The organism is Cellulosimicrobium sp. XJ-DQ-B-000 (assembly GCF_031119065.1).
Taxonomy (GTDB): domain Bacteria; phylum Actinomycetota; class Actinomycetes; order Actinomycetales; family Cellulomonadaceae; genus Cellulosimicrobium; species Cellulosimicrobium funkei.
In genome coordinates, this window is record NZ_JAVHYN010000002.1 from 473,844 (window position 1) to 500,536 (window position 26,693).

25 protein-coding genes are annotated in these 26,693 nt (G+C 75.4%); 13 read left to right on the top strand and 12 right to left on the bottom strand.

All coding sequences use genetic code 11. The annotated features are described in order from the left end of the window. Positions 1 to 105: 105 nt before the first annotated feature. Positions 106 to 1,116 (bottom strand): LacI family DNA-binding transcriptional regulator, encoded by a 1,011-nt coding sequence (locus RDI86_RS06015; protein WP_009862745.1) that lies wholly within the window; start codon positions 1,114 to 1,116, stop codon positions 106 to 108. A 190-nt stretch (positions 1,117 to 1,306) separates the two neighbouring features. On the opposite strand from RDI86_RS06015, the gene map reads away from it, so the two are divergent. Next, positions 1,307 to 2,098 (top strand): type I methionyl aminopeptidase, encoded by a 792-nt coding sequence (gene map, locus RDI86_RS06020; RefSeq protein WP_021482979.1) that lies wholly within the window; start codon positions 1,307 to 1,309, stop codon positions 2,096 to 2,098. Between the two features lie 212 nt (positions 2,099 to 2,310). After that, positions 2,311 to 3,327: a hypothetical protein gene (locus RDI86_RS06025; protein ID WP_308820936.1), complete on the top strand. Its 1,017-nt coding sequence runs from the start codon at positions 2,311 to 2,313 to the stop codon at positions 3,325 to 3,327. Between the two features lie 93 nt (positions 3,328 to 3,420). Here RDI86_RS06025 and RDI86_RS06030 read toward each other — a convergent pair whose 3' ends face one another. Further along, a complete protein-coding gene (locus RDI86_RS06030) occupies positions 3,421 to 4,251 on the bottom strand; it encodes an HAD family hydrolase (protein ID WP_308820937.1) in 831 nt (276 codons plus the stop codon). Then, a complete protein-coding gene (gene serS, locus RDI86_RS06035) occupies positions 4,248 to 5,531 on the bottom strand; it encodes a serine--tRNA ligase (protein ID WP_061267210.1) in 1,284 nt (427 codons plus the stop codon). Before serS ends, RDI86_RS06030 begins: the two co-directional genes overlap by 4 nt. 73 nt (positions 5,532 to 5,604) lie before the next feature. On the opposite strand from serS, the gene RDI86_RS06040 reads away from it, so the two are divergent. Then, positions 5,605 to 6,738 (top strand): diacylglycerol kinase family protein, encoded by a 1,134-nt coding sequence (locus RDI86_RS06040; protein WP_061267211.1) that lies wholly within the window; start codon positions 5,605 to 5,607, stop codon positions 6,736 to 6,738. A gap of 76 nt (positions 6,739 to 6,814) precedes the next feature. Here RDI86_RS06040 and RDI86_RS06045 read toward each other — a convergent pair whose 3' ends face one another. Together RDI86_RS06045 and RDI86_RS06050 are read right to left on the bottom strand one after the other, a co-directional pair. Next, positions 6,815 to 7,381, bottom strand: coding sequence for a TetR family transcriptional regulator (locus tag RDI86_RS06045; protein ID WP_308820938.1), 567 nt, complete (start codon positions 7,379 to 7,381; stop codon positions 6,815 to 6,817). Continuing rightward, entirely contained in the window at positions 7,381 to 7,905 is a 525-nt protein-coding gene (locus RDI86_RS06050; RefSeq protein WP_061267213.1) for an FBP domain-containing protein, read from the bottom strand. The genes RDI86_RS06045 and RDI86_RS06050 overlap by 1 nt, the downstream gene beginning before the upstream one ends. A gap of 171 nt (positions 7,906 to 8,076) precedes the next feature. Here RDI86_RS06050 and RDI86_RS06055 point away from each other — a divergent pair, with 171 nt between their 5' ends. Continuing rightward, a complete protein-coding gene (locus tag RDI86_RS06055) occupies positions 8,077 to 12,747 on the top strand; it encodes a hypothetical protein (protein ID WP_308820939.1) in 4,671 nt (1,556 codons plus the stop codon). Between the two features lie 4 nt (positions 12,748 to 12,751). Here the strand turns inward: RDI86_RS06055 and bsh are convergent, their stop codons facing one another. After that, positions 12,752 to 13,699, bottom strand: a complete 948-nt coding sequence (bsh, locus tag RDI86_RS06060; RefSeq protein WP_308820940.1) for a choloylglycine hydrolase — start codon at positions 13,697 to 13,699, stop codon at positions 12,752 to 12,754. Positions 13,700 to 13,825: 126 nt separating this feature from the next. Beyond that, positions 13,826 to 14,467, bottom strand: coding sequence for a GntR family transcriptional regulator (locus RDI86_RS06065; protein ID WP_021482493.1), 642 nt, complete (start codon positions 14,465 to 14,467; stop codon positions 13,826 to 13,828). A 111-nt stretch (positions 14,468 to 14,578) separates the two neighbouring features. Here RDI86_RS06065 and RDI86_RS06070 point away from each other — a divergent pair, with 111 nt between their 5' ends. Genes RDI86_RS06070 through RDI86_RS06100 form a run of 7 tightly spaced genes read left to right on the top strand, consistent with a single transcriptional unit; the run spans position 14,579 to position 19,738 of the window. Beyond that, positions 14,579 to 15,721: a mandelate racemase/muconate lactonizing enzyme family protein gene (locus tag RDI86_RS06070; protein WP_061267215.1), complete on the top strand. Its 1,143-nt coding sequence runs from the start codon at positions 14,579 to 14,581 to the stop codon at positions 15,719 to 15,721. Then, the gene (locus RDI86_RS06075) at positions 15,718 to 16,491 is read left to right on the top strand and encodes an SDR family oxidoreductase (RefSeq protein ID WP_308820941.1); all 774 of its coding nucleotides are present in this window, start codon (positions 15,718 to 15,720) and stop codon (positions 16,489 to 16,491) included. The genes RDI86_RS06070 and RDI86_RS06075 overlap by 4 nt, the downstream gene beginning before the upstream one ends. Then, on the top strand, positions 16,488 to 16,910 hold the full coding sequence (locus tag RDI86_RS06080; protein ID WP_168945682.1) for a sensory rhodopsin transducer: 423 nt from the start codon (positions 16,488 to 16,490) through the stop codon (positions 16,908 to 16,910). Before RDI86_RS06075 ends, RDI86_RS06080 begins: the two co-directional genes overlap by 4 nt. A 40-nt stretch (positions 16,911 to 16,950) precedes the next feature. Further along, the gene (locus tag RDI86_RS06085) at positions 16,951 to 18,393 is read left to right on the top strand and encodes a sugar porter family MFS transporter (RefSeq protein WP_308820942.1); all 1,443 of its coding nucleotides are present in this window, start codon (positions 16,951 to 16,953) and stop codon (positions 18,391 to 18,393) included. 18 nt (positions 18,394 to 18,411) lie between these two features. Then, the gene (locus RDI86_RS06090) at positions 18,412 to 18,837 is read left to right on the top strand and encodes a hypothetical protein (RefSeq protein ID WP_021482309.1); all 426 of its coding nucleotides are present in this window, start codon (positions 18,412 to 18,414) and stop codon (positions 18,835 to 18,837) included. After that, complete coding sequence (locus tag RDI86_RS06095; protein WP_021482310.1) at positions 18,834 to 19,175, top strand: transcriptional regulator; 342 nt, start codon at positions 18,834 to 18,836, stop codon at positions 19,173 to 19,175. Before RDI86_RS06090 ends, RDI86_RS06095 begins: the two co-directional genes overlap by 4 nt. Then, a complete protein-coding gene (locus tag RDI86_RS06100) occupies positions 19,172 to 19,738 on the top strand; it encodes an N-acetyltransferase (protein WP_168945685.1) in 567 nt (188 codons plus the stop codon). The genes RDI86_RS06095 and RDI86_RS06100 overlap by 4 nt, the downstream gene beginning before the upstream one ends. A gap of 12 nt (positions 19,739 to 19,750) precedes the next feature. Here the strand turns inward: RDI86_RS06100 and RDI86_RS06105 are convergent, their stop codons facing one another. The 5 genes from RDI86_RS06105 to RDI86_RS06125 all read right to left on the bottom strand — a co-directional run bounded on the left by RDI86_RS06105 (position 19,751) and on the right by RDI86_RS06125 (position 25,162). Beyond that, the gene (locus RDI86_RS06105) at positions 19,751 to 20,632 is read right to left on the bottom strand and encodes a glycosyltransferase family 2 protein (protein WP_374990519.1); all 882 of its coding nucleotides are present in this window, start codon (positions 20,630 to 20,632) and stop codon (positions 19,751 to 19,753) included. A gap of 222 nt (positions 20,633 to 20,854) precedes the next feature. Next, positions 20,855 to 21,679, bottom strand: a complete 825-nt coding sequence (locus tag RDI86_RS06110) for a DUF5926 family protein (protein WP_061267219.1) — start codon at positions 21,677 to 21,679, stop codon at positions 20,855 to 20,857. A gap of 23 nt (positions 21,680 to 21,702) precedes the next feature. After that, on the bottom strand, positions 21,703 to 22,794 hold the full coding sequence (locus tag RDI86_RS06115; RefSeq protein ID WP_308820943.1) for a pirin family protein: 1,092 nt from the start codon (positions 22,792 to 22,794) through the stop codon (positions 21,703 to 21,705). A gap of 645 nt (positions 22,795 to 23,439) precedes the next feature. Continuing rightward, positions 23,440 to 24,507 (bottom strand): hypothetical protein, encoded by a 1,068-nt coding sequence (locus RDI86_RS06120; RefSeq protein ID WP_308820944.1) that lies wholly within the window; start codon positions 24,505 to 24,507, stop codon positions 23,440 to 23,442. An 82-nt stretch (positions 24,508 to 24,589) separates the two neighbouring features. Next, positions 24,590 to 25,162 carry a DinB family protein gene (locus RDI86_RS06125; protein ID WP_144721327.1) on the bottom strand — a complete coding sequence of 191 codons (573 nt, stop codon included), beginning with the start codon at positions 25,160 to 25,162 and terminating at the stop codon, positions 24,590 to 24,592. 87 nt (positions 25,163 to 25,249) lie between these two features. Between RDI86_RS06125 and RDI86_RS06130 the strand changes: the two genes are divergently transcribed. Continuing rightward, on the top strand, positions 25,250 to 25,864 hold the full coding sequence (locus RDI86_RS06130; protein WP_076403748.1) for a TetR/AcrR family transcriptional regulator: 615 nt from the start codon (positions 25,250 to 25,252) through the stop codon (positions 25,862 to 25,864). Positions 25,865 to 26,005: 141 nt separating this feature from the next. Next, the gene (locus RDI86_RS06135) at positions 26,006 to 26,674 is read left to right on the top strand and encodes a heme oxygenase (biliverdin-producing) (protein WP_061267223.1); all 669 of its coding nucleotides are present in this window, start codon (positions 26,006 to 26,008) and stop codon (positions 26,672 to 26,674) included. The last annotated feature ends 19 nt before the right edge of the window (positions 26,675 to 26,693 follow it).

The window sequence follows — 26,693 nt, forward strand, 5'->3', positions numbered from 1 at the left end:
TCACGCGCGGCGGGTGCGCGCACTCTCGGGGCCCGGAAGGCTGGCCGCGCTCCCACACCGTGCGCCCGCGGGGCGTCCCGGTGTGGGCAGGGGTCGCGGCCGGCCCTACGCGCCCGGGGGGAGCGGCGCCGTCGAACCGCGCCGGACGAGCTCCGTCGGGTACGTCAGGCTCTCGGGCACCGGGGCACCGTTGATCATGTCGAGCAGCAGGAGCGCCGCGTCGAAGCCCTGCTGGTAGGCGTCCTGCGCGATCGTGGTCAGGCCGACGAGCTCGCCGAGGTCGTGGCCGTCCACGCCCACGACGGACAGGTCCTCCGGCACGCGCCGGCCGAGGTCGCGCGCCGCGAGGATCGCGCCCATCGCCATCTCGTCCGACGCCGCGAACACCGCGGTCACGTCCGGGCGGCGGCGCAGCAGCTCCGCGGTCGACTCGCGGCCGCCCGCGACGTCGAAGTCGCCGTTCACCTCGAGGTCCGGCTGCACGACGACGCCCGCCTCCTCGAGCGCGCGCACGTACCCCCGCGCACGCTCCACGGGCGGGGACCACGACGACACCAGGTCCGGCACCCCGGTCACGTGCCCGATCACCCGGTGCCCGAGGTCGAGCAGGTGACGCGTCGCCGCCCGCCCGGTCGCGACGTCGTCGAGCCGGACCGTCACCTGCTCGGCCGGCCCGGACCCCACGAACGCCAGCGGGCGCGCCAGCCCGACGAGCGAGCGCACCTCGTCGTCGTCCAGCGGCAGCCCGACGACGAGCGTCCCGTCCACGCGGTGGCGCAGCACGCTCGGGTCGACCCGGCGGCGCGACGACGTGCGCCGGACGTCGAACGTGTAGAGCAGCACGTCGTAGCCGAGGTCGCGCAGGGCGCGCTCGGCGCCCTCGATGACGTTGGCGAAGAACCACCGGTTCACCCACGGGGTCAGCACGCCGATCGTCCGGGTCCGCCCCGTGGCCAGGGACGACGCCGACGGCGTGGGCACGTACCCGAGCCGCGCCGCCTCCGCGAGCACCCGCAGGCGCGTCGCCTCCGAGACGTTCGGCAGGCCGCGCAGGGCGCGCGAGACGGTCGCCGTGGACACCCCGGCGGCCTGGGCGACGTCGTCGATACCTGCCACGACGGGTGATGCTGCCACGCCGGGACGGACCCTGGCGAGGCGCCGTGCCGCATCGTGAGCAGATCGATGCAAGCGCTTGCCCTCGCCGGGACCGATATCGTGGTCGAGCCCGCCCCTCGGCACCGCTCAGTACGTACGAGCCCGCCGTGCCGTCGTCGGGCACCACCACCTGCGAACCGGAAGGACCACGATGATCGAGCTGAGGACCCCGCGGGAGATCGAGCAGATGCGGCCCGCCGGACGGTTCGTCGCCGACGTCCTCACCACGGTGCGCGCCGCCACGAAGGTCGGGACGAACCTGCTCGAGCTCGACGAGGTCGCGCACCGGATGATCCGCGACCGCGGGGCCGAGTCCTGCTACATCGACTACCACCCGTCGTTCGGCGCGAGCCCGTTCGGCAAGGTGATCTGCACGTCCGTGAACGACGCCGTGCTGCACGGCCTCCCCCACGACTACGCGCTGCGCGACGGCGACCTGCTGAGCATCGACTTCGCCGCCTCGGTCGACGGGTGGGTCGCGGACTCGGCGCTGTCGTTCGTCGTCGGCACGCCGCGCGCGGGCGCGCTCGGCGAGGCGGACGCCCGGCTCATCCAGACGACCGAGCGCGCGCTCGAGGCGGGCATCGCCGCCGCGCAGCCGGGCAAGAAGGTCGGCGACATCTCCGCCGCCATCGCCGACGTCGCGCACGCCGCGGGCTACTCGGTGAACACCGACTTCGGCGGGCACGGCGTCGGCCGCACCATGCACGGCGAGCCCCACATCCCGAACGACGGCCGCCGCAAGCGCGGGTTCCCGCTCAAGCCGGGCCTCGTCATCGCGATCGAGCCCTGGTTCCTCGAGACCACCGACGAGATCTACACCGACCCCGACGGCTGGACCCTCCGCTCCGCCGACGGGTCGCGCGGCGCGCACAGCGAGCACACCGTCGCGATCACCGAGGACGGCCCCGTCGTGCTCACCGCGCGCGAGCCCCGCGACTGACCGTCCCCGAGGCAGAGCCCCGGTCCGCCGAGGTAGAGCCCCGGTCCGCCGAGGTAGAGCCGCGGTACCCGGGCCGGCGGGCATCGTCGCTGCAGGCGCCGAGCGACGTCCGAGCACCGTGAGACGTCACCGCCCTCCCCCTCGGCCGCACCGTCCGGGCGCGCGTGACGCGTGGCGCCACGCTCTCGTCGTCGATCGAAGAGGATGTAGGGATGACGCACGACCCTCACGGACGCGACCTCGACCGAGGCTCCGGGGACGCGCGAACCAGGGTGGCCGACTGCCCCCGCGACGCTCGGCGGCGGCGAGCCGCTGCCCGCCTCACCGGCGGTCTCGCCGTCGCCGTCGTGCTCGCCGGGTGCGCGCCGGGCACGGTCGACACCGACACGACCGAGAGCGTCGCGGTGGTCGAGGACTTCTTCGCGAGCCTGGAGGCCGGGAGGGCGAGCGACGCGGCGGCGCTCACCACGGTCGACCTCGACGAGGATCTCGTCGACGACGACTTCTACCGTGCCTCCGTGGCTCGGCCCACCGACGCACGCGTGGTGGCGTCCTCCGGCTCGTCGGCCGGCGCGAGCGTGACGGTCGAGTTCACCCTCGACGGCGTCGACGGCCCCGTGAGCCTGGAGGTCCGGACGACCCGCGACGGCGACCGCACGACGATCAGCGACCTGGGCACCGCCGACACGATCGGTGCGGGTCAGCCGGTGTCCGGCACGCTGACGGTCAACGGCCAGGTCGAGTACCCGGCGGCAGAGCTCACCCCCGTCACGTTGCTCCCCGGTGCTTATGCCGTCGAGTACACCGACCCGACCGGTCTCCTCGAAGGGTTGCGCCGGGGCTCGTCGTTCACGGCCTACGTGCCCGACGTCGTTCGGGAGGACGGGGTCGTGGCCGAGGGCTTCGCGTTCACCCCGACCTTGCGGCCCGACGTCGAGCCGGGGGTGGAGGAGGCGATCGAGGGTCTGCGGGCCGCCTGCGAGGACGAGGGTCTCACCGGTCCGTCGTGCCCGTCGGAGCTCGTCGAGAACGCACGCGAGACCTCCCGCACGGAGTGGTTCGCCGAACCCGGGCCAGAGATCCGGTACGTCGAGGGGGCGTACGAGGCCACGGCAGAGTACACCGTCCTGCTCTGGGACGACGGCGACCTGCCAGCCGAGGTGCGCGCCTCGTACACCGGGACCGTCTCGCGCGACGCGGCGGGAAAGGTCACCTTCACACGGCCCTGAGGCGTACGCCCGGTCGGGTGCGGACCGGCCCGCCGTCCTGCCCCCGGTGGGAGCCCGGAGATGACCGCGTCTCTACCTCGGGGTACCGCAGCTCTACCGCGCGGGCAGGAGGCTCTGCAGGACGCGGGCCGCGCCGTCGTCCTCGATGGTGCCGGTCACCTCGTCGGCCGCCGCCTGCACGACGTCGTCCGCGTGGCCCATCGCGACGCCGCGCGACGCCCAGCGGAGCATCTCGACGTCGTTGCGGCCGTCGCCGACCGCGACGGTCCGGTGCGGCTGGACGTGCAGGGTGCGGCGCACGAGCTCCAGGCCGGTCGCCTTCGTGACGCCGAGGGGCGCGAGGTCCATCCACGCCGTCCAGCCCACGGCGTACGTGACGTCGTCGAGGCCGAGCCGCTCCACGAGCTCGTGGAACTGCTCGCTCGTCGACCCCGGCGCCCGCACGACGACGCGCGTCACCTCGCCGGACCACAGCTCGTCGAACTCGACCACGCGGTGCACGCCGTCGAGCTCGCCGTCGGGGAAGAGCTCGTTCATGCGGAACCCGACGCCGACGTCCTCGACGGCGTACCGCGCGTCGGGCAGGTGCTCGCGCAGGAGCCGCAGGGCCGGGCCCGGGTCGAACGTCACGACGTCCTCGAGGACGTACCCGTCGGGCTCGTCGGGGTCCAGCCGCGCGGTCACGGCGCCGTTGGACGCGACGACCCAGCCGCGGTCGATCCCGAGGATCTCCGCGACGGGCGTCATCGCGATGAGCGACCGTCCCGACGCGAGCACCACGTGGTGCCCCGCGGCGCGCAGGTCCGCGACGGCGTCGCGCACGTCGTCCGACAGCTCCTGGTCGTAGGACATGAGCGTGCCGTCGATGTCGAGCGCGACGAGCAGCGGCTCGGCCGCACCGGTGGTCTCCCGGGGGTCCGTCACGCCACCACCGGCTCGAGGACCTCGAGGCCGCCGAGGTACGGCCGCAGCCCCTCGGGCACGCGGACCGACCCGTCGGGCTGCTGGTGGTTCTCGAGGATCGCGACGATCCAGCGCGTCGTGCCGAGGGTGCCGTTCAGCGTGGCGACGGTCCGCGTCTCCGTCTTGCCGTCCGTCTCGACCCGCTCGCGCACGTTGAGGCGGCGCGCCTGGAACGTCGTGCAGTTCGACGTCGACGTGAGCTCCAGGTAGCGCTGCTGGGTGGGTAGCCACGCCTCGCAGTCGAACTTGCGCGCGGCGCTCGACCCGAGGTCGCCCGCCGCGGTGTCGATGACGCGGTACGGCAGGTCGACGAGGCGCAGCATCTGCTCCTCCCAGCCGAGCAGGCGCTGGTGCTCCGCGGCGGCGTCGGCCGGGTCGCAGTAGGAGAACATCTCGACCTTGTGGAACTGGTGCACGCGGATGATGCCGCGCACGTCCTTGCCGTGCGAGCCGGCCTCGCGGCGGTAGCACGCGCTCCACCCGGCGTACCGGAGCGGGCCGCCCGACAGGTCGACGATCTCGTTCGCGTGGTAGCCCGCGAGCGCGACCTCGCTCGTGCCGACGAGGTAGAGGTCGTCCTTCTCCAGGCGGTAGATCTCGTCCGCGTGCGCGCCGAGGAACCCGGTGCCCTGCATGACCTCGGGCCGCACGAGGGTCGGCGTGATGACGGGCGTGAAGCCCGCCGCGACCGCCGTGTCCATCGCCGCGTTGAGCAGCGCGAGCTCGAGGCGCGCACCCACGCCCGTGAGGTAGTAGAACCGGGCGCCCGAGACCTTCGCACCGCGCTCGGTGTCGATCGCGCGCAGGCCCTCGCCCAGCTCCAGGTGGTCGCGCGGCGTGAACCCCTCGGCCGCGAAGTCGCGGATCGTGCCCTCCTCGCGCAGCACGACGTAGTCGTCCTCGCCCCCGGGAGGCGCCCCCTCGACGACGTTCGAGATGCGGAACAGCAGCCCGCGCAGCTCCTCCGCCGCGGCGTCCGCGTCGGCCTGCCGCGCCTTGACGTCGGCGGCGAGCTGCTTGGTGCGCGCGAGCAGCTCCTGCTTCTCCTCCCCCTGCGCCTGCGCGACCTGCTTGCCGAGGGACTTCTGCTCGGCGCGCAGGCTCTCGAACTCGCTCAGCGCGGCGCGGTGGCGCGCGTCGGCGTCGAGGGCGGCGTCCACCAGCGCGGGGTCGTCACCACGGGTGACCTGGCTGGCACGGACGATGTCGGGGTTGTCGCGCAGGAGGCGGAGGTCGATCACGCCAGCAGCCTAACGAACCCGGCGGCGCAGCGGTCGTGGTCCTCCACAGCCACGACCCCGCTACGGTGTCGCCATGGCCTGGACCCTCTGGGTCGCGATCGCGGCGCTCGCCGTCGCCGTCGTGGCCCTCGTCGTCGCGCTGGGGCTGCGCGCCCAGCAGTCGCGCCTGCGGCGCGCGCACGGCGCGGACCTCCCCGTCGAGGAGACGCCCCTCGACGACGACCCGCGCGAGCTCGTCGCGTTCGTCGCCAACCCGTCGAAGCCCGACGTCGTCGGGCTGGAGGCCGTGGTGCGCCGCGCCTTCGCCGACGCCGCGCTCCCGGACCCGCTGTGGTTCGAGACGACGGTCGCCGACCCGGGCGTCGGGCAGACCCGCGCCGCGCTCGCCCAGGGGGCGGACGTCGTCGTCGCCGTGGGCGGGGACGGCACGGTGCGCGCGGTCGCGGAGGGCATGGTCGGCAGCGGCCGCACGATGGGCCTCGTGCCCGTCGGCACCGGCAACCTCCTCGCACGCAACCTCGACCTGCCCGTGGGCGACGCCCGCGCGGCGCTCGCCGTCGTCATCGCGGGGTCGGACCGCCCGATCGACGTCGGCTGGGTCACGGTCCTGCGGTACGCGGACCCCGCGGGTCCCGGGGACGTGGAGGGCACGACCCTCGACCCCGTCCGGGAGCCCGGCAAGGAGCACATCTTCCTCGTCATCGCGGGCCTCGGGTTCGACGCCGCGATGGTCGCCGACGCCGACGACGAGCTCAAGGCCAAGGTCGGGTGGGTCGCGTACTTCGTCGCCGGGATCCGCCACCTGCACGGCCGGCGCATGCGGGCCCGCATCCAGCTCGACGACTCGCCGCCCGTCGACGCGCGGCTGCGCTCTCTCATGATCGGCAACTGCGGGCGGCTCCCCGGCGGCATCACGCTCCTGCCCGACGCCGTGATCGACGACGGCGTGCTCGACGTCGCCGCGGTCGACACGCGCGGCGGCGTCGTGGGGTGGGCGCAGCTCTTCGGCGAGGTCGTCATGCAGGGCCTCGGCGTGCGGAACGACCTGCCCGCCAAGATCGGGCGCATCGACCACGCGCGCGCCCGGCGGGTCCGGGTGCGCGTCGAGGAGGGCGAGCAGGCGCAGGTCGACGGCGACGTGCTGGGCCTCGCCGTCGAGATCGAGACGCGCGTCGACCCGGGTGCGCTGGTGGTCCGCACGGCCTGACGCGCGGCGGCGGGCCACGGGCACGGCCGGCCCGCGGTCGGTCCACGCGGTCGGTCCACGCGGTCGGTCCACGCGGTCAGTCCGCGCGGGCCGTCTCCGCGTCGATCGCCGACCGCATGACCGCCGCCGGCGGGACGACCCGCTCCCCACCGACGCGAGTGAGGCCCGCGAGACCGACGCCGACCATGAGCAGGCGTCCCGCCGCCTCCCGACGTCGCGCGTCGCCGCGGTCGCCGAGGACGTCCGCCAGGACGTCGGTCAGGAGCCCGAGCGTCTCCACGTACGCCCGCGCGACGGCGGCCCGCAGCTGCGCGTGCGCCCCGGCCTCCGCCCACCGGGCGAGCGCCTGGCCGTCACCGCCGGGCCCGAGCAGGTCCTCGAAGAAGAGCTCGAGCGCGGCACGGGCGGAGCGGCCGCGGGCCGCCTCCTCGAAGGCGCCGATCTCGACGTCGGCGTACCGCCGCCACGCCTCGGCGACGAGCTCGTCCGTCGACGCGAAGTGGTGGTGGATCTGCCCCGGCGACCCGCCGAGCTCGTCGGCGACGACGCGCGCGGTGACGGCGCCGAGCCCGTCGCGGCGCACGACGGCCGCCGCTGCCGCGACGATGGAGTCCCGACGCTCCGCGCGCGGCAGGTAGGCCATCAACGACTCCTCGTCCGCGCCGTCGGGGCGCCGTCGGTCAGGGTGTGCAGGAACGCGACGGTACGCGCCCGCAGGCCCTCCCGACGAGTCCGCACGACCTCGTCGGGAGGGGGGTCGAGCGGACCGCCGGACCGGACGGTCCCGACGTTGCGATGGCAGTCGAGGTCGGTGCACAGCAGGAGGCCCACGCTGCTGAGCCGCTTCCGCGGGTCGCGCGACGGCCGGTGCGCCGCGAACAGCGCGACCTCGTTGAAGCGCCGCGAGAAGCGGCACAGGGCGCACATCACGGCGCGCGACCCGGCCTCGGCGTGGCTCGGGCTCTGGCGCAGGAGCGCCCCGACCGCGCGCCCGTCGACGTCCGCGACGAGGAACGCGCGGGAGGGCGCGCGCGGGTCGCGCCACCCGAGGTAGTCGAGCTCCTCCCAGCGCAGCGCGTCGAAGTGGCCGGGCAGGCGGACCTTCCCCTCCGCCGGGTCGACGTTGACGATCGCGGACCGCGCCTCGGCGCGGGTCAGCGCACGCACCGTCGCTCCTTCAACTTGTACATGGATACAATTTGTACACGTTCCCAAGTCTGCCCGTCCAGAAGATTGCGCGCAGCCCCCGTGGAGGCCGCGTGAGCGTCGCGCGCGGACCTGCGCGGACGCGGCCGGGGCGGTCGGGGGCGGCGCGTCGCGCCCCCGTAGGCTGGTCCGGTGACGTTCCCGGCCGCCGCGCTCCCCCCTGCCCGCACCCAGCCCGTCCGCCGGGACCGGGGCCTCGGGCGGCGGACGGCGGCGCTCACCACCGCCGTCGCGCTGCTGCTGACGCTCCTCGCGACGGCGGGCCCGGCAACGGCGACCACCGCGCCGGCGACGACCGGGGCGCCCCCGGCGGTCGCGTCGGGAGGCCCGGGCACAGCGGCCGGCGTCGCCGAGACCGCGAGCCCGCTCGCCGCCGCGCCGACGCACGACCCGCGGCCCGTCGTCCTGGTCGCGGTGGCCGGCCTGTACTGGAGCGACGTCTCCCCCACCGCGACGCCCACGCTGTGGTCGATGATCCGGACGGGGTCCGTCGCGTCGCTCAACCTCGGGCGCACGGTGTGCACGACCGACGCGTGGCTCACGCTGTCGGCGGGGCGCATGGTCTCGGCCCAGACGGCGGAGCAGCCCGCGGAGCCGCTCCCCGCCGACGCCGAGGAGCCGGCGAGCGGCTGCCTCCCCGTGCCCGTGCCCGCCGTCGCGACGACCGGCACGACCACGCCCGACGCACGCCCCGCGGACGTCCCCGGCTGGGCCGTCCTCACGGCGCCTGCCACGGAGGAGACGCCCGCGCAGGCGGCACGGCACGACCCCGGGACCGCCGCAGCCCGGATCGCCGGGGCGGGCGTCTGCACGACCGCCGTCGGGCCGGGTGCCGCGGTGATGCTCGCGGACGCCGTCGGTCACGTCGAGCGGTACACGCCCTCGCTCGCCGCCCTCCCCGCCGGCGGCCTCGACGCGTGCGACGTGACGGTCGTCGACCAGGGCGAGATCGTCGACTCGGCCACCGGGCGCGGGGAGAGCCTCGACGAGCTCGACGAGGCCCTCGCCCGGATCATGGACGAGGTCGATCGGGGCACGCGCGTCGTCGTGGCCGGCGTGTCCGCCGGACCGGTCGGCGAGACGGGGCTCCAGGTCGTCGTCGACTGGCGCAAGGGGCAGCCGACGAGCCGGTGGCTCCACTCGCCGAGCACGCAGAAGGACGGCATCGTCCAGCTCACCGACCTGACGGCGACCGTCGTGGAGTCGGCGGGCGGCAGCACCGAAGGCCTTGAGGGCGCCGCCCTGGAGCAGGGCGAGGTCCGTCGCATGGACGTGGCCCGGACGGTCGAGAACCGGCAGTACCTCAACGTCCTCACGAGCACCATCCCCACGCTCTACCCCGTGCTCGTGGGCCTCCTCGTCGCCACCCTGGTCCTCGCGCTCGGCGGCGTCCTGTGGGCGCGCCGCGCCGCCGTCCGCCGCGGCCGCGAGCCCGGCCCGGGGCCGCGCGGCCTGCGCGTGCTCTCCGCCGTGCTCATGGTGGTCGCGGCGGCTCCCGTCGCGGCGTCGCTCGCGAGCCTGTCCCGCTGGTGGGTGTGGAGCGCGCCCGCCCCGGCGCTCACGCTGGCGCTCGCGGTGAGCGCGGTCGTCGTCGCCCTCGTCGCGTGGGTCGTCTCACGTCTCCTCCCGCGGCGCCCCTGGGCGCTGCCGTCGGCCCTCGCGGGGGTGACGTGGCTCGTGCTCACCGTCGACGGCGCGACCGGCACGACGCTCCAACAGGCGTCCCTGCTCGGGACGTCCGCCGTCGTGGGCTTCACGCGCTTCTACGGCTTCAACAACGTGACCTTCGCCGTGTACGCCGTCGCCGGCCTCGTGCTCGCGGGCGGCCTCGCGTCGGCGGCGACCGCCCGCGGACGGCGTCGGCTCGCGGCCTGGTCCGTCGTCGCCGTCGGGGTGGTCACGGTCGTCATCGACGGCTGGCCAGCCTTCGGCGCCGACTTCGGCGGCATCCTCGCCCTCGTCCCCGCGTTCGCCGTCCTCGCGCTCCTCGTGGGCCGCATCCGCATCACCTGGCTGCGCGCGCTCGTCGTCGCGCTCGCGACGGTGCTCGTGGTCGTGGTCGTCGCGGTCGTCGACTGGCTGCTGCCGGGTGGGCGGTCCCACCTCGGCGGGTTCGTCCAGACCGTCGTGGACGGCGCCGCGCTCGACGTGATCGGCCGCAAGGCGCTCGGCGCGTGGGCGACCCTCGCGAACCCGCTCGGCGCGGTCGCCGCGGTGCTCGTGGTCCTCGTGGCCGTCGCCGTGCTGCGCCCCGAGCGCTTCCGCCTCCCGGAGGTCGCGCGGGCCTACGAGACCTGGCCGGTGCTGCGCCCGCTCGTCGTCGCGCTCGTCGTCGTCGCGGGTGTCGGCTCCGTCCTCAACGACTCGGGCGTCATCATCGCCGTCATGGTCGTGGTGGTCGCGACCGCGATGATCGTCCCGGGGTTCCTCGCGCGCCCCGCGCCCCGGCAGCCCGCGGGAGCCGTCCCCGAGCCGGGGATCCGGCGCATGCCGACGATGCTCGCGACGGTGGGAGGCGGGCTCCTGCTCGTCGTCCTGCTCGCCGCCACGGTGCTCGCCTCGACGGGGCTCCGACCGGCGGCCAGCGCCGCCCCGGCGGGCGGCGAGGCGTCGGTGACCCGTTCCGACGCGATCGCGACGGACCGGCCGGTCGTCGTCGTCGGGACCACGGGCGTCACGTGGAGCGACGTCACGTCGTCCGCCACCCCGAACCTCCACGCCCTGCTCACCGACGGCGCGGGCGCCGGCGGCGTCTCCCAGCCCACGGGCGCGGCGAGCCGCTGCACCGTCGGCGGCTGGCTCGCGCTCTCCGCCGGGCAGCTCGCCGAGGTCACGACCGAGCGCGCGCCCGACGGCGCGTGGGCGTGCCCGACGGTACAGCCCGCCCCCGACGGCGCGGACGGTGCGCGGGTCGAGGGGTGGGACGACCTGGTCGCGCTCCAGCGCGGCTCGGGCTACCAGGCGCGACTCGGCGTCCTCGGCGACGCGCTCGCCGCGGCCGGCGCCGACGGCGCGGTGTGCGCGACGGCGGTGGGCCCCGGAGCCGCGGTCGCCCTCGCGGACTCCGCGGGCCAGGTCGCGCGCTACCGCGACCTCGCGGACACGACCGCACCCGGCTCCGACGCGTTCGCGTGCCCCGTGACCGTCGTCGACGCGGGCGACGCGACCCCGCCGGTCGTCGACCCCGACCTCCCGGCGGACGAGCGCGCCACGCTGCGCAGCACCCTGCGCGCCGACCGCCTCACCGCGGTCGACGCGACCGTCGGTGCCGTGCTCGACGCCGCTCCGAGCGGCACGACCGTGCTCGTCGTGGACGTCGCCGGGACGCCCGGCACGCGCCCGGCGCTCGGCACGGCGCTCGTGCGCCCGTCGTCCGACGGCCCCGACCAGTCGCGCTACCTGACGAGCGCCGCCACCCGGACCGACGGCGTCGCGCGCGTGCTCGACGTCCCCGCGACGGTGCTCGACGCCGCGGGCGCAGCCACCCCGGCGCGGATCCAGGACACGCCGCTGGCCTGGGGCTCGCCGCGCCCGGCCGACGCGACGTCGACCGCCGACGCCCTCGCCGACCTCACGACCCGCGACCACGTGCGCCGCGCCGTCTACACCGCGTTCGTCGACGTGCCGCTCTACGCGGGGCTCGCGATCGCCGGGCTCTGCCTCCTGCTCGCGCCGCGCGCCAGGCGAGCGACGGGCGACCGTGCGCGCGCCCGCTGGGCCCGGGCGGCGCACTGGGCCCGGGGTTCCGCGCTCGTCGTCGCCGCCGTGCCCACCGCCGCCTTCCTGGTGTCGCTCACGGGCTGGTGGCGGTTCGGGAACCAGACCCTCGCGATCGTCGTCTCCACGGTCCTCGCGACGGCGGCCGTCGCCGGCCTGGGCGCGCTCGCCCCGCGTCGGCCGGTGTGGCTCGGGCCCGGGATCGTCGCGGGCATCACGTTCGCCGTGCTCACGCTCGACGCGCTCGTCGGCACCCCGCTCAACCGGGCGAGCCCGCTCGGCTCGGCACCGACGTTCGGCGCCCGGTTCTACGGGTTCGGGAACCCGACGTTCTCCGTGTACGCGGTCGCGGCGCTCGTCGTCGCCGCGGCGCTCGCGCAGTGGCTCGTCGCGCGCGGCCACCGCTACGTCGCCGCCGCGACGGTGGGGGTCATCGGCCTCGTGACGATGGTCGTGGACGTGTGGCCGACGCTCGGCGCCGACCTCGGCGGCGGTCTCGTCGTCGTGCCCGCGTTCGCGGTGCTGGGCCTCGCCGCCTCGGGCGCGCGCGTCACGTGGCGCCGCTTCCTGCTCGTCGCCACGGCGGGCGTCGCGCTCGTCGCCGCCGTCGGCGTGCTCGACTGGCTGCGCCCGGCCGACGAGCGCTCGCACCTCGGGCGGTTCGTCGAGCAGGTGGTCGACGGGTCGGCGTGGGAGACGCTGCTCCGCAAGGCGGGCTACGCCGCGCGGTCCGTGCTGGGCGGGGTGCCCGTGTGGCTGACCATCGCCGTGCTCGTCGCGACCGCGCTGCTGCTCTTCTGGCCCCGGCGCTTCACGCCGCGCTGGTTCGCACGCACGGAGGCCGCGTGGCCGCTCGTGCGCCCGACCCTGCTCGCCCTGTGGATCGTGGCCGTCGCGGGCTCCCTCGTCAACGACTTCGGCGTGCGGATCGCGCTCGTCGCGCTCATCCCGGCGGTGCCGCTGCTCACCGTCGCCGCGCTCCATGCGGCGGACGACGCCGACGGCACGGCCGAGGGCGAAGGCGAGGACCCGGACGAGCGCACCGGGGCGGGCTCCGCGACGCGCGTCGAGAGCGTGGCGCCGTGACGCGCTAGACGAGCACGAGCTCCGTGCCGCTCGTGGCGTGGTCACCGAGGGCGACGCTCCGGATCGCCGGGTCCTCGTAGGTGTTCCAGTAGTACGTCGAGGTGCGGGACGAGAAGAGCCCGGTGTACACCGTGATCTCGAACTCGCCCGACCCCATCGCGGCGCAGCCGTCGACCATCGCGACCTGCTGCAGCGTGTGGAAGGCGCGGCTGACGTTCTCCTCCTCGGTGCCCTTCGTCGGGTAGTGGGAGTTGACGTACGCGGCCCGGACGAACCGGGACGGCGAGTAGTAGTCGCCGGGGACGCCGCGCATGTGCGAGCCCGAGCCGAACGGGGCGAGGTGGGCCCGGCCCACGACCGTGTCCTCGGGGAAGTCCGGCGAGACGTTGAGGTAGTTGCGCAGGTTCTCGTGGTGCCAGTCGAACCCGGGCTGGTTCGTGAGCACGTCGACGTCGTCCTGGAACACGTGCAGGCCGTCCGCGGTGTGCTCGAGCACGATCGCCCGCTGCGCGTCGGCGACGATCCAGTGCAGCAACGAGCTGGGGTACTTCTCGTTGATGGGACGGTCGACGACCACCACGTCCGCGAGGGCCGCCTCGACCTCGTCCACGCTCGCGAACTGCGCGCACACCCACAGCGGGAGCTCGAACGCGGCGACGTTGACCGCGCCGTCGACCGGCCCGGGCGCGTAGGCCGCGTAGCCCGGGAAGTTGAGCCCCGCGACGGCCAGGCCCGCGTCGTTGCCGCAGTCGAAGTAGAGCGGGGTGTCCTCCTCCACGATGCCCATGCCGATGACCGCGTGCTCGATCGAGCGCACGGCGCCGAACGGCGAGCGCGGCGCGTAGCCCGTGGGCGTCACCACGACCTGCTGCCCGTAGCCGCTCGTCCAGTCGAGGTTGCGTGCCAGGTACACGCTGCCCTGGTCGTCCGAGAACCTGATCCCTGTGCACATCGCGCTGCCCCCGTCGTCGTCGGCACGGCACGCGGGACCGCGCGCCGCCGGGTCACGACGTCGTGCCCCGTCCTCCCATGGTGCGTCCGGGCTCCGGATGGGGCCACCGGCAGGGGCGCGCGCGCCTCAGGGCTGCAGGTAGACGGCGATGTGCTCCTCGACCGCGCGCTCCGCGCGGTCCGGGTCGGCCGACCGCAGCGCCGCGAGCAGGTCCCGGTGCTGCTCGACGACGGCGTGCGGGTCCTCGTGGTGCGGCGCGTCGCGGACGAAGTACGCGCGGACGCGCGGCTGGATGAGCCGCCAGATCTGCAGCGACTGCGTGTGGCTCGCGGCGGCGATCACCGCCTCGTGGAACTCGAGGTCGAGGTCGGCGAGGCGACGGGCGTCGAGCGGGTCCGCCGCGCGCTCCATCGCCGCCACCGTGCGGTCGAGCGCGTCCAGGAGCGCGGGGTCCTGCGCACGCGCCGCCGAGCGGAACGCGACCTTCTCGATGACGGTCCGCACCGGGACGAGGATCTCGGCGATCTCCTCCTGGGAGATGTCCACCACGACGGCGCCGCGGTACGGGTGGGAGACGACGAGCCCTTCCTGCTCGAGCACCATGATCGCCTCGCGCACCGGGCCGCGGCTGATGCCGTAGGCGGCGGAGAGGTCGCGCTCGACGAGGCGGTCCCCGGCGGCCAGGTCGCCGGAGGCGATGCGTTCGCGCAGGTGACGCAGGACCCAGTCGCGCCGGGACTCGGGCGGCGATGCGGGCAGGACGGGCACGACGGCGACCTCTCACTCGGGAGGGCTCCACCCTAGTGGGTGGCCGATGGTTGACCATCTACCATCGAGCGACCTAGAGTCGCGGTCCACGGCACCGACGAGAGGACACCCATGAGGATCACCGCCATCACCGCCGCCGGGCTGCGCGGCGCCACCCCCGAGGGCGGCTGGCAGGAGGAGCTGCGGCAGGACGACGTCGTGCACACCCTCGTCGCCGTCCACACCGACGAGGGTCTCGTCGGCGTCGGCAGCGTGTTCACCACCGAGGACCTCGTGCGCGGCGCGCTCGACGTCCTGCGGCCCCTGCTCCTGGGGGCGAACGCGCTGGAGCCGGAGCGCACGAGCGAGCGCCTGCACCGCACGACGTTCTGGATGGGCCGCGGCGGGTCGATCACGCACGCGATCAGCGGCGTCGACACCGCGCTGTGGGACCTCCTCGGCCAGGCGACGGGCCAGCCCGTCGGGCGCCTGCTCGGCGGGCGGTACCGCGACCGGGTGCGCCCGTACGCGTCCCTGCTCATGGACCAGCCCGACGCGCTGCGCGACCACCTCACCGCGCTGCGCGCCGAGGGGTGGACCGCGTTCAAGATCGGCTGGGGTCCCTTCGGCCGGGTCGACGAGCGGCTCGACGAGCGCATCGTCGCCGCGGCGCGCGACGCCGTCGGCCCCGACGCGATGCTCATGGTCGACGCCGGTGGCAGCGACAGCGCGTGGAGCCAGGGCTACAAGTGGGCCCTGCGCACCGCGCGCATGCTCGACGCGTACGGCGTCGCGTGGTTCGAGGAGCCGCTCCCGCCGGACGCGATCGAGGACTACACGCACCTGCGCCGGCGCTCGCCCGTGCCGATCTCGGGCGGCGAGGTGCTCACGCGTCGGCAGGCGTTCCAGCCGTGGATCGAGGGCGGCGCCCTCGACATCGTGCAGCCCGACGTCACGAAGGTCGGGGGGACGAGCGAGCTGCGGCGCATCGCGTGGTCCGCGCACGACCACGGCGTCAAGCTCGTGCCGCACGGGTGGAACACCGCCGTCGGGCTCGCCACCGACCTCCAGCTCGCCTCCGCCCTGCCGGACACGGACCTCGTCGAGTACGTCACCGGCTCGCCCTACATCGACGACCTGACGACCGACCGCTGGACGCTCGACGCGGACGGGATGCTCCCGATCCCGGACGGCCCGGGCCTCGGCATCACGCTCGACCGCGACCGCCTCGCGCGCTACTGCGACGTCGACGCGCTGCTCGGGAGCGCGTCGTGAGCCCGCGGTCGCTCGTCGTGACGGGCGCGGCGTCGGGGATCGGCCGCGCGGTCGCCGTGGGCGCGGCGCGCGACGGCTGGTTCGTGCACGTGCTCGACCTCGACCCCGACGGCGCCGCGGCCACCGTGGACCTCGCCCGGCAGGCGGGCGGGGACGGGCGCGCGCACGTGCTCGACGTGACCGACGCCGCCGCCGTCGCGGCGGCGGTCGGCACGGCCGCGGAATCCGGACCGCCGCTGCGCGGCCTCTTCGCGGGCGCCGGGATCGACGTGGGCGGGGCGGCGCACGAGCTCGACCCGGCCACGTGGCGCCGCGTGCTCGACGTCAACGTGACGGGCACGTTCCTCGTCGTGCGCGAGGTGCTGCGCGCGATGATCGACGGCGACGGCGGGAGCGTCGTGCTGTGCGGCTCGCCCGCCGCGACGGTCGGCTTCGCGGCCGGGGGCGCGACGGCGTACGGCGCCTCGAAGGGGGCGATCTCGTCCATGGTCCGCACGCTCGCGGTCGACTACGCGCGCCACGGCGTCCGGGTGAACGCGATCGTCCCCGGCCCGACGGAGACCCCCCTCATGTGGGCCAACGTGCCCGCCGACGAGATCGCCGCGACGCGCGCGCAGATCGAGCACGAGGTCCCGCTGGGTCGGCTCGCGCGGCCCGAGGAGATCGCCGAGCCCGTGCTCTGGCTGCTGTCGGACCGCTCGTCGTACACGACCGGGTCGCTCGTCGGGTGCGACGGCGGCGTCCTCGCCAAGTCGTCGATCAGCGTATGAGCGCGCCGGGCGCCCCGGCACGTCGCCCCCGGGTCGGGGCGACGTGCTGGGCGATCGGCGACGGCTGGATCCCGCCGTACGGCACGGGCGACGACCCGACCCTCGCGAGCCACGAGAGCCTGTGCCTGCTCAACGCCGGTCCCGACGACGCGCGCGTCGAGATCCGGCTCTACTTCGCGGACCGCCCGCCGGCCGGTCCCTACGTCGTGGTGGTGCCCGCCGAGCGGGTGCGCCACGTGACGCTCAACGACCTCGACGACCCCGAGCCCGTGCCCCGCGGCACCGACTACTCGGCCGTCGTCGTCGCGTCGGCGCCCGTCGTCGTCCAGCACACACGGCTCGACTCGCGGCAGGCCGCCAACGCCCTGTTCAGCACGATCGCCCACCCCGTCGACACCCTTCGAGAGGACCTCCGATGACGCAGACCTCCACCCCGACGACCGCCCGCCGGGGCACGCCGTGAACGCCCCGACGGGCCGGCTCGGCCACGGCGCCCTCACCCCGCTCGTCGTCGCGTCGACCGTCGGGGCGGCGCTGGGCGGGTTCATGTTCGGCTTCGACACGGCCGTGGTCAACGGCGCCGTCGACGCCCTCAAGGCCGAGCTCGGCGTCGGGAGCGCGCTCGTCGGCGTGATCGTCGCGAGCGCGCTGCTCGGCGCGGCCGTAGGCGCCTTCGCCGCGGGCACGATCGCGGACCGCTTCGGGCGACGGCGCCTCATGATGGTCGCCGGGACCCTGTTCGTCACCACGTCGGTGCTGTGCGCCGTCGCGCACGACGGCCCGACCCTCGCGCTGTGGCGCTTCCTGGGGGGCGTCGGGGTGGGGATGGCGTCCGTCGTCGCCCCGCTCTACATCGCCGAGATCGCCCCCGCCCGGCTGCGCGGGCGGCTCGCGACGGCGCAGCAGATGTCGATCGTCCTGGGCATCTTCGCCGCGCTCGTCTCGAACGCGTTCCTCGTCCGCGCGGCGGGCGGGGCCGAGGCGGAGCTGGCCCTCGGCCTGCCCGCCTGGCGGTGGATGTTCCTCGTCGCGGTCGTGCCGTCGCTCGCGTACGTGGTCGCGGCGGTCCTGCTGCCCGAGTCGCCGCGGTACCTCGTGATGCGCGGCGACCGGGACGGCGCCGCCCGCACGCTGCGGCGCCTCCACCGCGTCCCGGAGGGCGACGCGATGCTGGGCGTCGCGACCATCGAGGGGACGCTCCACGAGGCGCGGCCGGCGTGGTCCCACCTGTTCTCCGGCCCGGGCCGCCTCAAGCCCATCGTCTGGCTGGGGATCGCGCTCGCCGCGCTCCAGGCTCTGGTCGGGATCGACGTCATCTTCTACTACTCGACGTCGCTCTGGGCGCAGGTGGGCTTCGGCGAGCAGCAGGCCTTCTGGCTCTCGGCCCTCACGTCGCTCGTCAACGTCGCGGCGACCGTCGTCGCGATCTTCCTCGTCGACCGCGTGGGTCGGCGTCGCCTGCTGCTCGTGGGGTCGGTGGGCATGACGGTCGCCCTGGCCGTCATGGCGACCGGGTTCGCCCAGGCGCGGCAGACCGCGGACGGCGTCGCGTTCGTCGACGCGTGGGGCGTCGTGACCCTGGTCGCGGCGAACGTCTTCGTCGTGGCCTTCGCCGTCTCGTGGGGCCCGGTGGTGTGGATCCTCGTCGGGGAGATGTTCCCCAACCTGCTGCGCGCCCGCGCCGCGTCGCTCGCCGCCGCCGCGAACTGGGCGGCGGGCATCGCCGTCAACCTCACGTTCCCCTCGCTCCGGGACCTGTCGCTCCCCGGCAGCTACGCCCTCTACGCGGTGTTCGCGGCAGCGTCGTTCGTGCTCGTGCTCCGCGCGCTGCCCGAGACGGCGAACCGCCCGCTCGAGGAGATGCGGGAGGACACCGCGTCGGGTGGACAGCAATCACTTTAGGAGTGTTAAAGTGATTGCATGATCCAGAACTCCATCACCCCGGAGCAGGCCCGTCGTCAGCTCGGCCAGGCGGAGGAGGTCGCCGCCCAGGCCCACCGCGCGACCCGCTGGTACCCCTGGCTCAGCGTCGGGCACGCCGTCGCCGCCCTCGCGTACACGATCGCGATCGACGCCCTCGACGCACCGTGGTGGCCCGCCACCACGGTGCTCGTGGTCGTCCTCGCGCTGCTGTGGTCCGCCGTCGCGCGGCACCACCGGACGGCGCCCCGGCACTGGGTGCGCGACATGGGCATCGCCCTCATCACCTGGGCGGTGCTGTACTTCGTGATGCTCGACCCGGCGCTCCAGCTCGTCGGCGCGACGTCGCCCGCCTGGTGGGTCGTCGCCGGCGTCGTCGCCGCGTCCCCGTTCGCGGCGTGCGCGTTCGCGAGCGCACGCCGGTGAGCCACCCGCGCAAGGGCCTGGACGCGCTCATCCACTCGCCCGTGCGCTTCTCGATCCTCGCCGCCCTGGCGAACGTCGAGAGCGCGGACTTCCGCTTCCTGGCCGACCTGGTCGAGCTGAGCGACTCGTCCCTCTCCCAGGCCCTCACCGCGCTCTCCGACGCGGGCCTCGTCGAGATCCGCAAGGAGGCCGCCGGACGTCGGACGCGCACCTGGGTCCGCATCAGCGACCGAGGGCTCGACGCGTTCCGGCAGCACGTGCGCACGCTCGAGCAGATCGCCCGCACCGGCGCGATCGAGCCCCAGCCCGACCCGACCCCGAGAGGCACCGCACCATGACGCCGACGTTCCGTCGAGCCACCGCCGCCGACGTCCCCGCCGCGGCCCGCACCCTCGCCGCCGCGTTCCACGACTACCCCTGGACCCGCTGGGCCGTCCCGGAGGACGACTACCCCGAGCGCCTCGCCGCGCTCCAGGAGATCTACCTCGAGCACGCCCTCGCGCACGGGATCGTGGTCGTCCACGACCCGGCGGACGCCGTCGTCGCGCTCATGCCGCCCGACGCCCCCGCTCCCCCCGGGGACGTCCAGGAGCGCGTCGCCGCGCTGCACGGCCCGCGCCTGCAGGCCGTGGCCGCCGCCGAGCTGCCGCCGCCCCCGCCGGGCGCCTGGACGCTCGCGACGGTGGGGGTCCTGCCGTCGCTCCAGGGCACCGGGCGCGGCAGCGCGGTGTGCCGGGCCGCCCTGCGCGACCCCGCCCTCGGGGACGCGCCCGTCGCGCTCGAGACCTCCGACGCGCGCAACGTCACCTTCTACGAGCGGCTGGGCTTCGTGCGCACCGCGACCACGCAGGTGCACGACGGCCCCGTCGTGCACGGCATGGTCCGCACGCCGACGCCCTGAGCGCCGCCTCGGTCAGTGGTCGCCCGCGCGCACGCGGTCGACGGCGGAGCGCATCTTGCGCGCGTTCACCGCGAGCAGCACGTCGCGGTACTGGGCGGCGCGGTGGAGCTGACCCTTGAGGTCGTTCGACGACGCGCGGTGGCGCAGGTCGCACGGCACCTCGACCGCCACGTACCCCTTGCGGAGCAGGTCGATCGTCATGCCCGTCTCGACGCCCCAGCCGCGCGCGAGCGGCGTCGCGGCCTCGAACGCCTCGCGCGTGAGGCACCGCATCCCGGAGAGGGGCTGCGTCGGGGTCCACCCCGTGAGGGACTGGATCGCGCGGCGCGCGGCCCCCACGACGATCCCCCGGCCGCCCGCGCCCGGCTGCGGCGGGAGCAGCGCGATGGCGACGTCGGCGTACCCGTCGAGCACGGGCGCGACGAGCGGCGCGGTGTTCACCGCGGTCTCTCCGAGGTCGCCGTCGATGAAGAGCAGGAGGCGCGGCGGGCGGTCGGCCGCGTCGCGCATCGCGACGACGGCGGCGCCCGTCTCCATGGCCGCGGCCTTCCCGCGGTTGTGGGAGTGCCGCACGACGACGGCGCCCGCCTCGCGCGCGACGTGCTGGGTGTCGTCCTCGCTGCCGTCGTCGACGACGAGCACGAGGTCGACGTGCGGGATGGCCTTCGCGGCGCGCACGGTGGCGGCGATGCGGCGGGACTCGTCCTTCGCGGGGATGATCACCGCGACGCGCTGGCGGACGGCGCGACCCGTGCGTCCGTCGCCGGTCACGGGGCGCGGCGTGCGCGCCCGCGTGCCGGACGCCGACAGGTACGTCGGCGGCGTGCTCGCCGTGCTCGTGGGGGTACTCCCCGTGTTCTTCCCCGTATCGGTCGACCGATGGTCCGCGTTCACGCCGTCCAGCCTAGTAGTGCAAAGAGTTGGCCGCAGATGTGTCGTCGTTCCACCAGCGGATCCGCTCGGGATCTCCGCAGGTCGACCGGGCTGCGTTCCCAGGTCTCCCGGATCCTACTCGACGCGAGAGCCCGCCGACAGGGGCGTCGGCGGGCTCTCGGCGTGGTCGCGCTCCCGCGTCGTGCGCTCACGCGCGGGGGCTGCGGATCAGCCTGCTCCGGGTCAGCGGAGCGTGACCTGCCGGGACACGATGCCTGCGCGCGCACGGCGCTCGTTCGCGTCGAGCGGCTCCGTGACCGCGAGCGCCTCGGTGAGCCGCGCGTCGAGCTCCGCGACCGGGCCCTCGAGCTCGTCCGCCTCCGTGCCGCGGGGCAGCTCCCACACGGGGACGAGCAGGCCGCTCGACCGGAAGGCACCGACGAACTTGCCGCCCGCGAGACCGGACTCGCGCTTCGCGTGCAGGCGCGAGATCGCGTCGATGAGCGCGTCCTCCGGCTCGGGGCGGGCCCAGCGCAGGAACTCGCGCGACATGCGGCACCAGTACGCCGACTCGACGGCGTCGAGCTTGACGGTGGGCACCATCGACTCGGCCGCCTGGTCGAGCGAGGCGCGCAGGTCGGGCGTGATCTCCGCCGACGGGTCGAGCCAGAACGCGAAGTCCTCGTGCACCGTGACGTCGAACGGGACGGAGAGGTCGAGCACGTCCTGCAGGCGCGGGCCGGCGTCGGGCAGGGCGCTCGTCTCGATGGACGTGCCGGGCTCGGCGTCGATCGCCTCGAGGAGCGCGGCGGCGAGGTCGCGGCTCGTGTCGCCCGAGCCGGCGAGGGTCTGGACGGCGAGGAGGATCGCGCCGTCCTGGCGGTGCAGCGCGGCCCAGCCGGCGGGCAGGACCGTCACGACGAGGACGTCGCGCGCCCCGTGCTCGGCGGTCGTGCGCGCGGTCGCGGTGGCCGAGGGGACGACCTCGCGCATCGCGACCCAGTCGGTCTCGCCGGGGAGCCCCTCGAACGGGCGCAGCACGAAGTCGGGCGTGGTGTTCTTGGCCATGCGCGGCAGTCTACTGGCGCGGCCTACCGGCGCGGCGGCGTGGCGGGCCGGGTGCGCGGGCGCAGGCGGACGTCGGGCAGCGCGGGCGCGGGCAGGGGTCCGCCGTCGTACCCGACGACCTCGCCGTAGCGGCGCTCGCGCGCGCCGTCGGCGTACCGGGTGCCGCCGCGGTTCGGGCCCTGGTCCCCCGTGACGACGAGCTGGGCCTGCCAGTCCGCGCGGGCGCGCGCGACGTCGTCGTGCGAGCGGCCCACGAAGTTCCACCACATGACGATGTCCTCGCCGAACGGCTCGCCCCCCACGAGCACGGCCCGCGCCGGGGCGTCCGGCCCCGCCTCGACGACGAGCGTCGTGCGGCCGGGCTCGACGTACCCCAGCGACGACGGCGGCACCGGCGAGCCCTCCAGCCGCACGACGCCCTCGTCGACGAGGAGGCCGTGCTCGAACGTCGGGTCCACGTCGAGCGTGACGCGCGCGCCGGGCGCGAGGTCGAGCTGCGCCCCGACGATCGGCGTGTACGTCGTGGCGGGCGAGCGCAGGGCGGCGCCGCCCACGCGGAGCGCGCCGAGGAAGACCTGCACGCGCGCGCCGTCGACCGTGGCGACGGGGAGGTCGGCGTGGTGCTCGAACGCGGGCGGGTCCGCGAGGCGGTCGCCCGGGAGCGCGACCCAGAGCTGGACGCCGTGCAGGACCGGGGGCCGCTCACCGCGCGGCGACTCCTCCGAGTGCGAGATGCCGCGGCCCGCGGTCATGAGGTTGAGCTCGCCGGGCCGCACCGTCTGGAGCGACCCGACGGCGTCGCGGTGCAGGATCTCGCCGGCGAACAGCCACGTGACCGTCTGGAGCCCGGTGTGGGGGTGCGGCGGCACCTGCATGCCGTCGGTGCCGTCGCCGATCGCGGGCAGCGGGTCGGGCCCGTAGTGGTCGAGGAAGCACCACGCGCCGACGAGCGACCGCGCGCGCTGCGGGATCGTGCGCCGCACCCGCATCGCCCGGGTGCCCCCGAGCGGGACGTCCCGGTGCTCGAGGATCTCGACCGCGGCGCGTCCGCCGTCGTCGCGGGGCGCGCCCGCCGAGCAGACGCGCTCCTCAGGCCGGGTCTCGAGGTTGCTCATGGCACGAGCGTAGGCGCGCGGGGCGGCGCCGTCCTGCGCCTGCGGGCGGTCTTCGCGTCGGGCCGCGCCCGCGGGAGAATGGGGACGAGGCCCCTCGGAGCAGGATTCCGAGGGGCCTCGCCGTGTCCGCGCGACCCCGGGGCGGTCGGGCCGGGTGGCCCGTCGGGGCGCCGCTCGCGACGTGGCGGCCCGGCGCCCTCGCGTCGGCCCGGGTGCCCGGGCTGGTGCGGTGACGCCGATCGCGGTCGGCCTTCCGGGTCCGGTAGGAACCTGCGCCGTCGCGCGCAGCCCCGCAGCAGGGGGTGGCGGGTCGTCCACCGTTCTCCGGTCGGCCGTGCCCTCGCGTGCGCGGCGAGACGTCGTGCGGTCCTGGCGGGGCCGTCAGACCCCTGCGTGCTGCGTGCCGGAAACCCCGTCGTCCGTGTGCGCCCGTCCGGGCCGTTACGGACGTTTGTAGTCCTCGGTCCGGGGGTCTGCAAGAGTTCCCACCGTTGTCATTTGGGCCGCCCGGATGACCACAGGTTCGTCCACAGGACGTCCCGCGCCGTTCCCACGCCGCCCACAGGCCTGTGGATGAATTCTGTGGACAGACCTCGGCGCGGACCGGGCCCGTCCGACCCCGCGGCGCGGCCCGTGCGCACGCGCTCAGACCCAGAACCGCGCCGTGGGTGCCGCCGCCGGGGAGAGCCGCTCGTCGAGGTCGAGGTCGCGCACGACGAACCCGCCGTCGTCGACGAGCGTCCCCGCGAGCCGGCCCTGGAGCATCGCCGCGAGCCGGGCGAGCAGCACCCGGGCGCGCGAGCGCGCGATGACGTGCAGCCCCGAAGGTCGCTCGACCGCGAGCTCGTCCGGCTCGGTCGGCACCCACGTGAGGCGGTAGGCGTGCGGCCCGTGCTCGCGCCAGTCGAGGCCGTCGAGCGCGAGCGGGACCCGCGCGACGCGTCGGGCCTCGAGCCGCACCGCGCCGTCGTACGGGGTCTCGCCCGACAGCACGTACTCCGCGAGGCCGTCCGCGCCGGGCCGCACCGCGACGACCCCCGCGCCGGGGACCGTCGTGCGCAGGACGCCGAGCGCGTCGTCGGGCCCGAGCACGTGGGCGCTGTAGAGCGTGAGGTCGACGCCCGACGCCGGGTCGGGCGTGAGCACGGTCCGCCCGTCCGCGACGACCGCGCCGCCGACGCGCCGGGCCGCGGCGACGGCCCAGCCCAGCACGCGGAGCTCGAGCCCCTGCGGCAGGCCTGCCGGGAACGCGCGCACCAGCCCGTCGCGGTCGTCGGTCACCGAGCCGGTCAACGAGCCGGTCGACGTGCCGGTCGACGTGTCGGTCCAGGCGCCGGTCCGCGCGACGGGCGCGAGCCGCGCGTCGGGGTGGTCGACGTGCAGCGCGAACGCCTCGGCGCCCCCGCCCGCGAGGCCGAGCGCCTGGGTCTGCGGCGGCGTGAGCGCGAAGGGCCCGACGACGCGCGCCCCCTCGGCGAGGCGCAGCTCGCCCGGTGCGACGACGCCGTCGGGCACCACGCCACGGAACCGCGCGCCGGCCATGGGGCGCGCTGCTCCCCCGCCGCCCGGCGGGGTCGTCCAGGCCGCACCGGCGAACCAGGCGCGCGCGAGCGCGTCCACGGGCGTGCGGGCCGCGCCGCGCGAGCGGGGCGTCGCGAGCAGGTGCGCACCGGCGTGCGCGTCCGGCACCAGGCCGGCGACGGGGGCGTCCATGACCGGAACGTAGAGCGCCCCGGAGGCGACGGTGTTACGACGGTGTCACGAGCGTGGGTCCGCTCACCGGGACCCCGGGGCGTCAGGCGCCGACGTCGTGGAGGTGGTGGACGACGTCGTGCACGAAGTACTGCCCCAGCGTCCGGACGGTGAAGACCGAGCCGTTCGAGCGCCGGCCGGGGCGCTCCCACTGGTCGGGGACGAGCGCGTCGAAGCGGCCCGCGACGCGGTCGCCCGCGATCCGGAGCTCGCGCGCGACGACGGCCGGGTCCTGGTGCGCGTAGTCCTCCGCGACCGCCGTCGCGTCCTGGTCCCAGTTGGCGAACTGCGGGTCGTCGCCCTCGACCATGGACTGCACGCGCACGTCGAACACGGAGAAGACGTCGCGGACGTGCGCGGCGTACTCGAGCACCGACCACGTCGTCGGGTCGGGGCGGGTCCGCGCGTCGGGGCGGCCCAGGGCCGCGACGTAGCGCGGGACGGCGTCGCGCACGGCGGCGCCCACGCGGTCGGGCGTGACCTCGCCTGCGACGAAACCGCACTCGGGGCACGGCCGCTCCATGACCCACGTCCAGTCCTTGGTGTCCGCGGGGACGGGCGGGAACTCCGGGTCCGGGGCGGCGGGGACGCCCTCGGGCGACGCGGTCGTGTCCATGGCGGCAGTGTGCCAGACGGCGCAGCGCCCTCCGCGGGCCCGTCGCCCGGGATTAGCGTTCTGACACGGACTGCCTATGATGTCAGCATGCCCAAGATCATCGGAGGGTCCCTCCACGAGCACCGCGCCCAGACCCGGCAGAAGCTCTTCGCGGCGCTCTCGACCCTCATGATGGACCGGGGCTTCGACGCCATCTCGCTCGCAGACATCGCCGCCGCCGCCGGGGTCGGCCGCACCGCGGTGTACAACCACTTCCCCGACAAGGAGGCCCTGCTCCTCGGGTTCATCACCCACGAGACGGAGCAGTACGTCGGGACGCTGGAGCGCGCGCTGGAGCACGTGGACGACCCGGTGGAGCAGCTGCGCACGTACATCCGCCAGCAGGCGCAGCTCAAGCGCATCTTCCACCTCGCCCCGGGGCCGGACCTGCGCACCGTGCTCTCGCGCACGACGCGCCAGCGGCTGCGCGAGCACGCCGAGCTCGTCGAGGCGATCCTGCGCCGCATCGTCCGGTCGGGGATCGAGGCGGGCGAGTTCCCCGCGCAGGACATCGACACGACCGTCCAGCTCGTCAACGCGTGCCTGTCCGGGCGGCTCGTGCCCGACGACCCGGCCGCGCGCGAGCAGGCGATCGAGGCGACGGAGGCGTTCGTGCTGCGCGCCGTGGGGGCCGACGCGACCTCGCCCGCGCTCGCGGGCTGACGCCCTGCCCGCTCGGCGGGGCCGGATGACGGACAGAGGATAGGCAAGCCTCACCTCCGTGGGTTACAGTTCCTGACGCATCGTCATGACACGGCGTCAGGACGTGCTGTCCCGCCCCGACGCACCCGCAGGAGCCACCCCGTGACTGCCCTCACCCACGACCTCCACCGCGCCGACGAGTCCGTCCCGCTGTCGCAGCGGCTGCGCGAGGGCACGCGCCCCGAGCACGAGCAGGCCGAGGGCTCCGGGTTCGTCGAGCGGCTCATGTCCGGGCGCCTCGACGTCGCCGCGTACGCCGACCTCGCCGCCCAGCAGTGGGCCGTCTACGGCGCGCTCGAGGACGCGAGCGCCGCGATGCGCGACGACGCCCAGGGCGCGAGCCTCGTGTTCGACGAGCTGACGCGCACCCCCGAGATCGAGAAGGACCTCACGTTCCTCGTGGGCGCCGACTGGGCCGAGCGCGTGACGATCCACCCCGCGACCGAGCGCTACGTCGCCCGCCTGCGCACGGTCGGCGGGTCGCTGCCCGCGTACGCCGCGCACGCCTACACGCGCTACCTCGGCGACCTCTCGGGCGGGCAGATCATCAAGCGCATGCTCGAGCGCCACTACGGGCTCTCGGGCGACGGCCTCGCCTTCTACACGTTCGTCGAGATCCCCAAGTCCAAGCCGTTCAAGGACGTCTACCGCGAGCGCCTCGACGCCCTGGTCCTCACCCCCGAGCAGCTCGACGAGACCGTCGCCGAGGCCAAGCACGCCTTCCGCCTCAACAGCGACCTCTTCGCCGACCTCGGCGCCGCCCACCCCTGACCTGCCCCACCCCCAACCC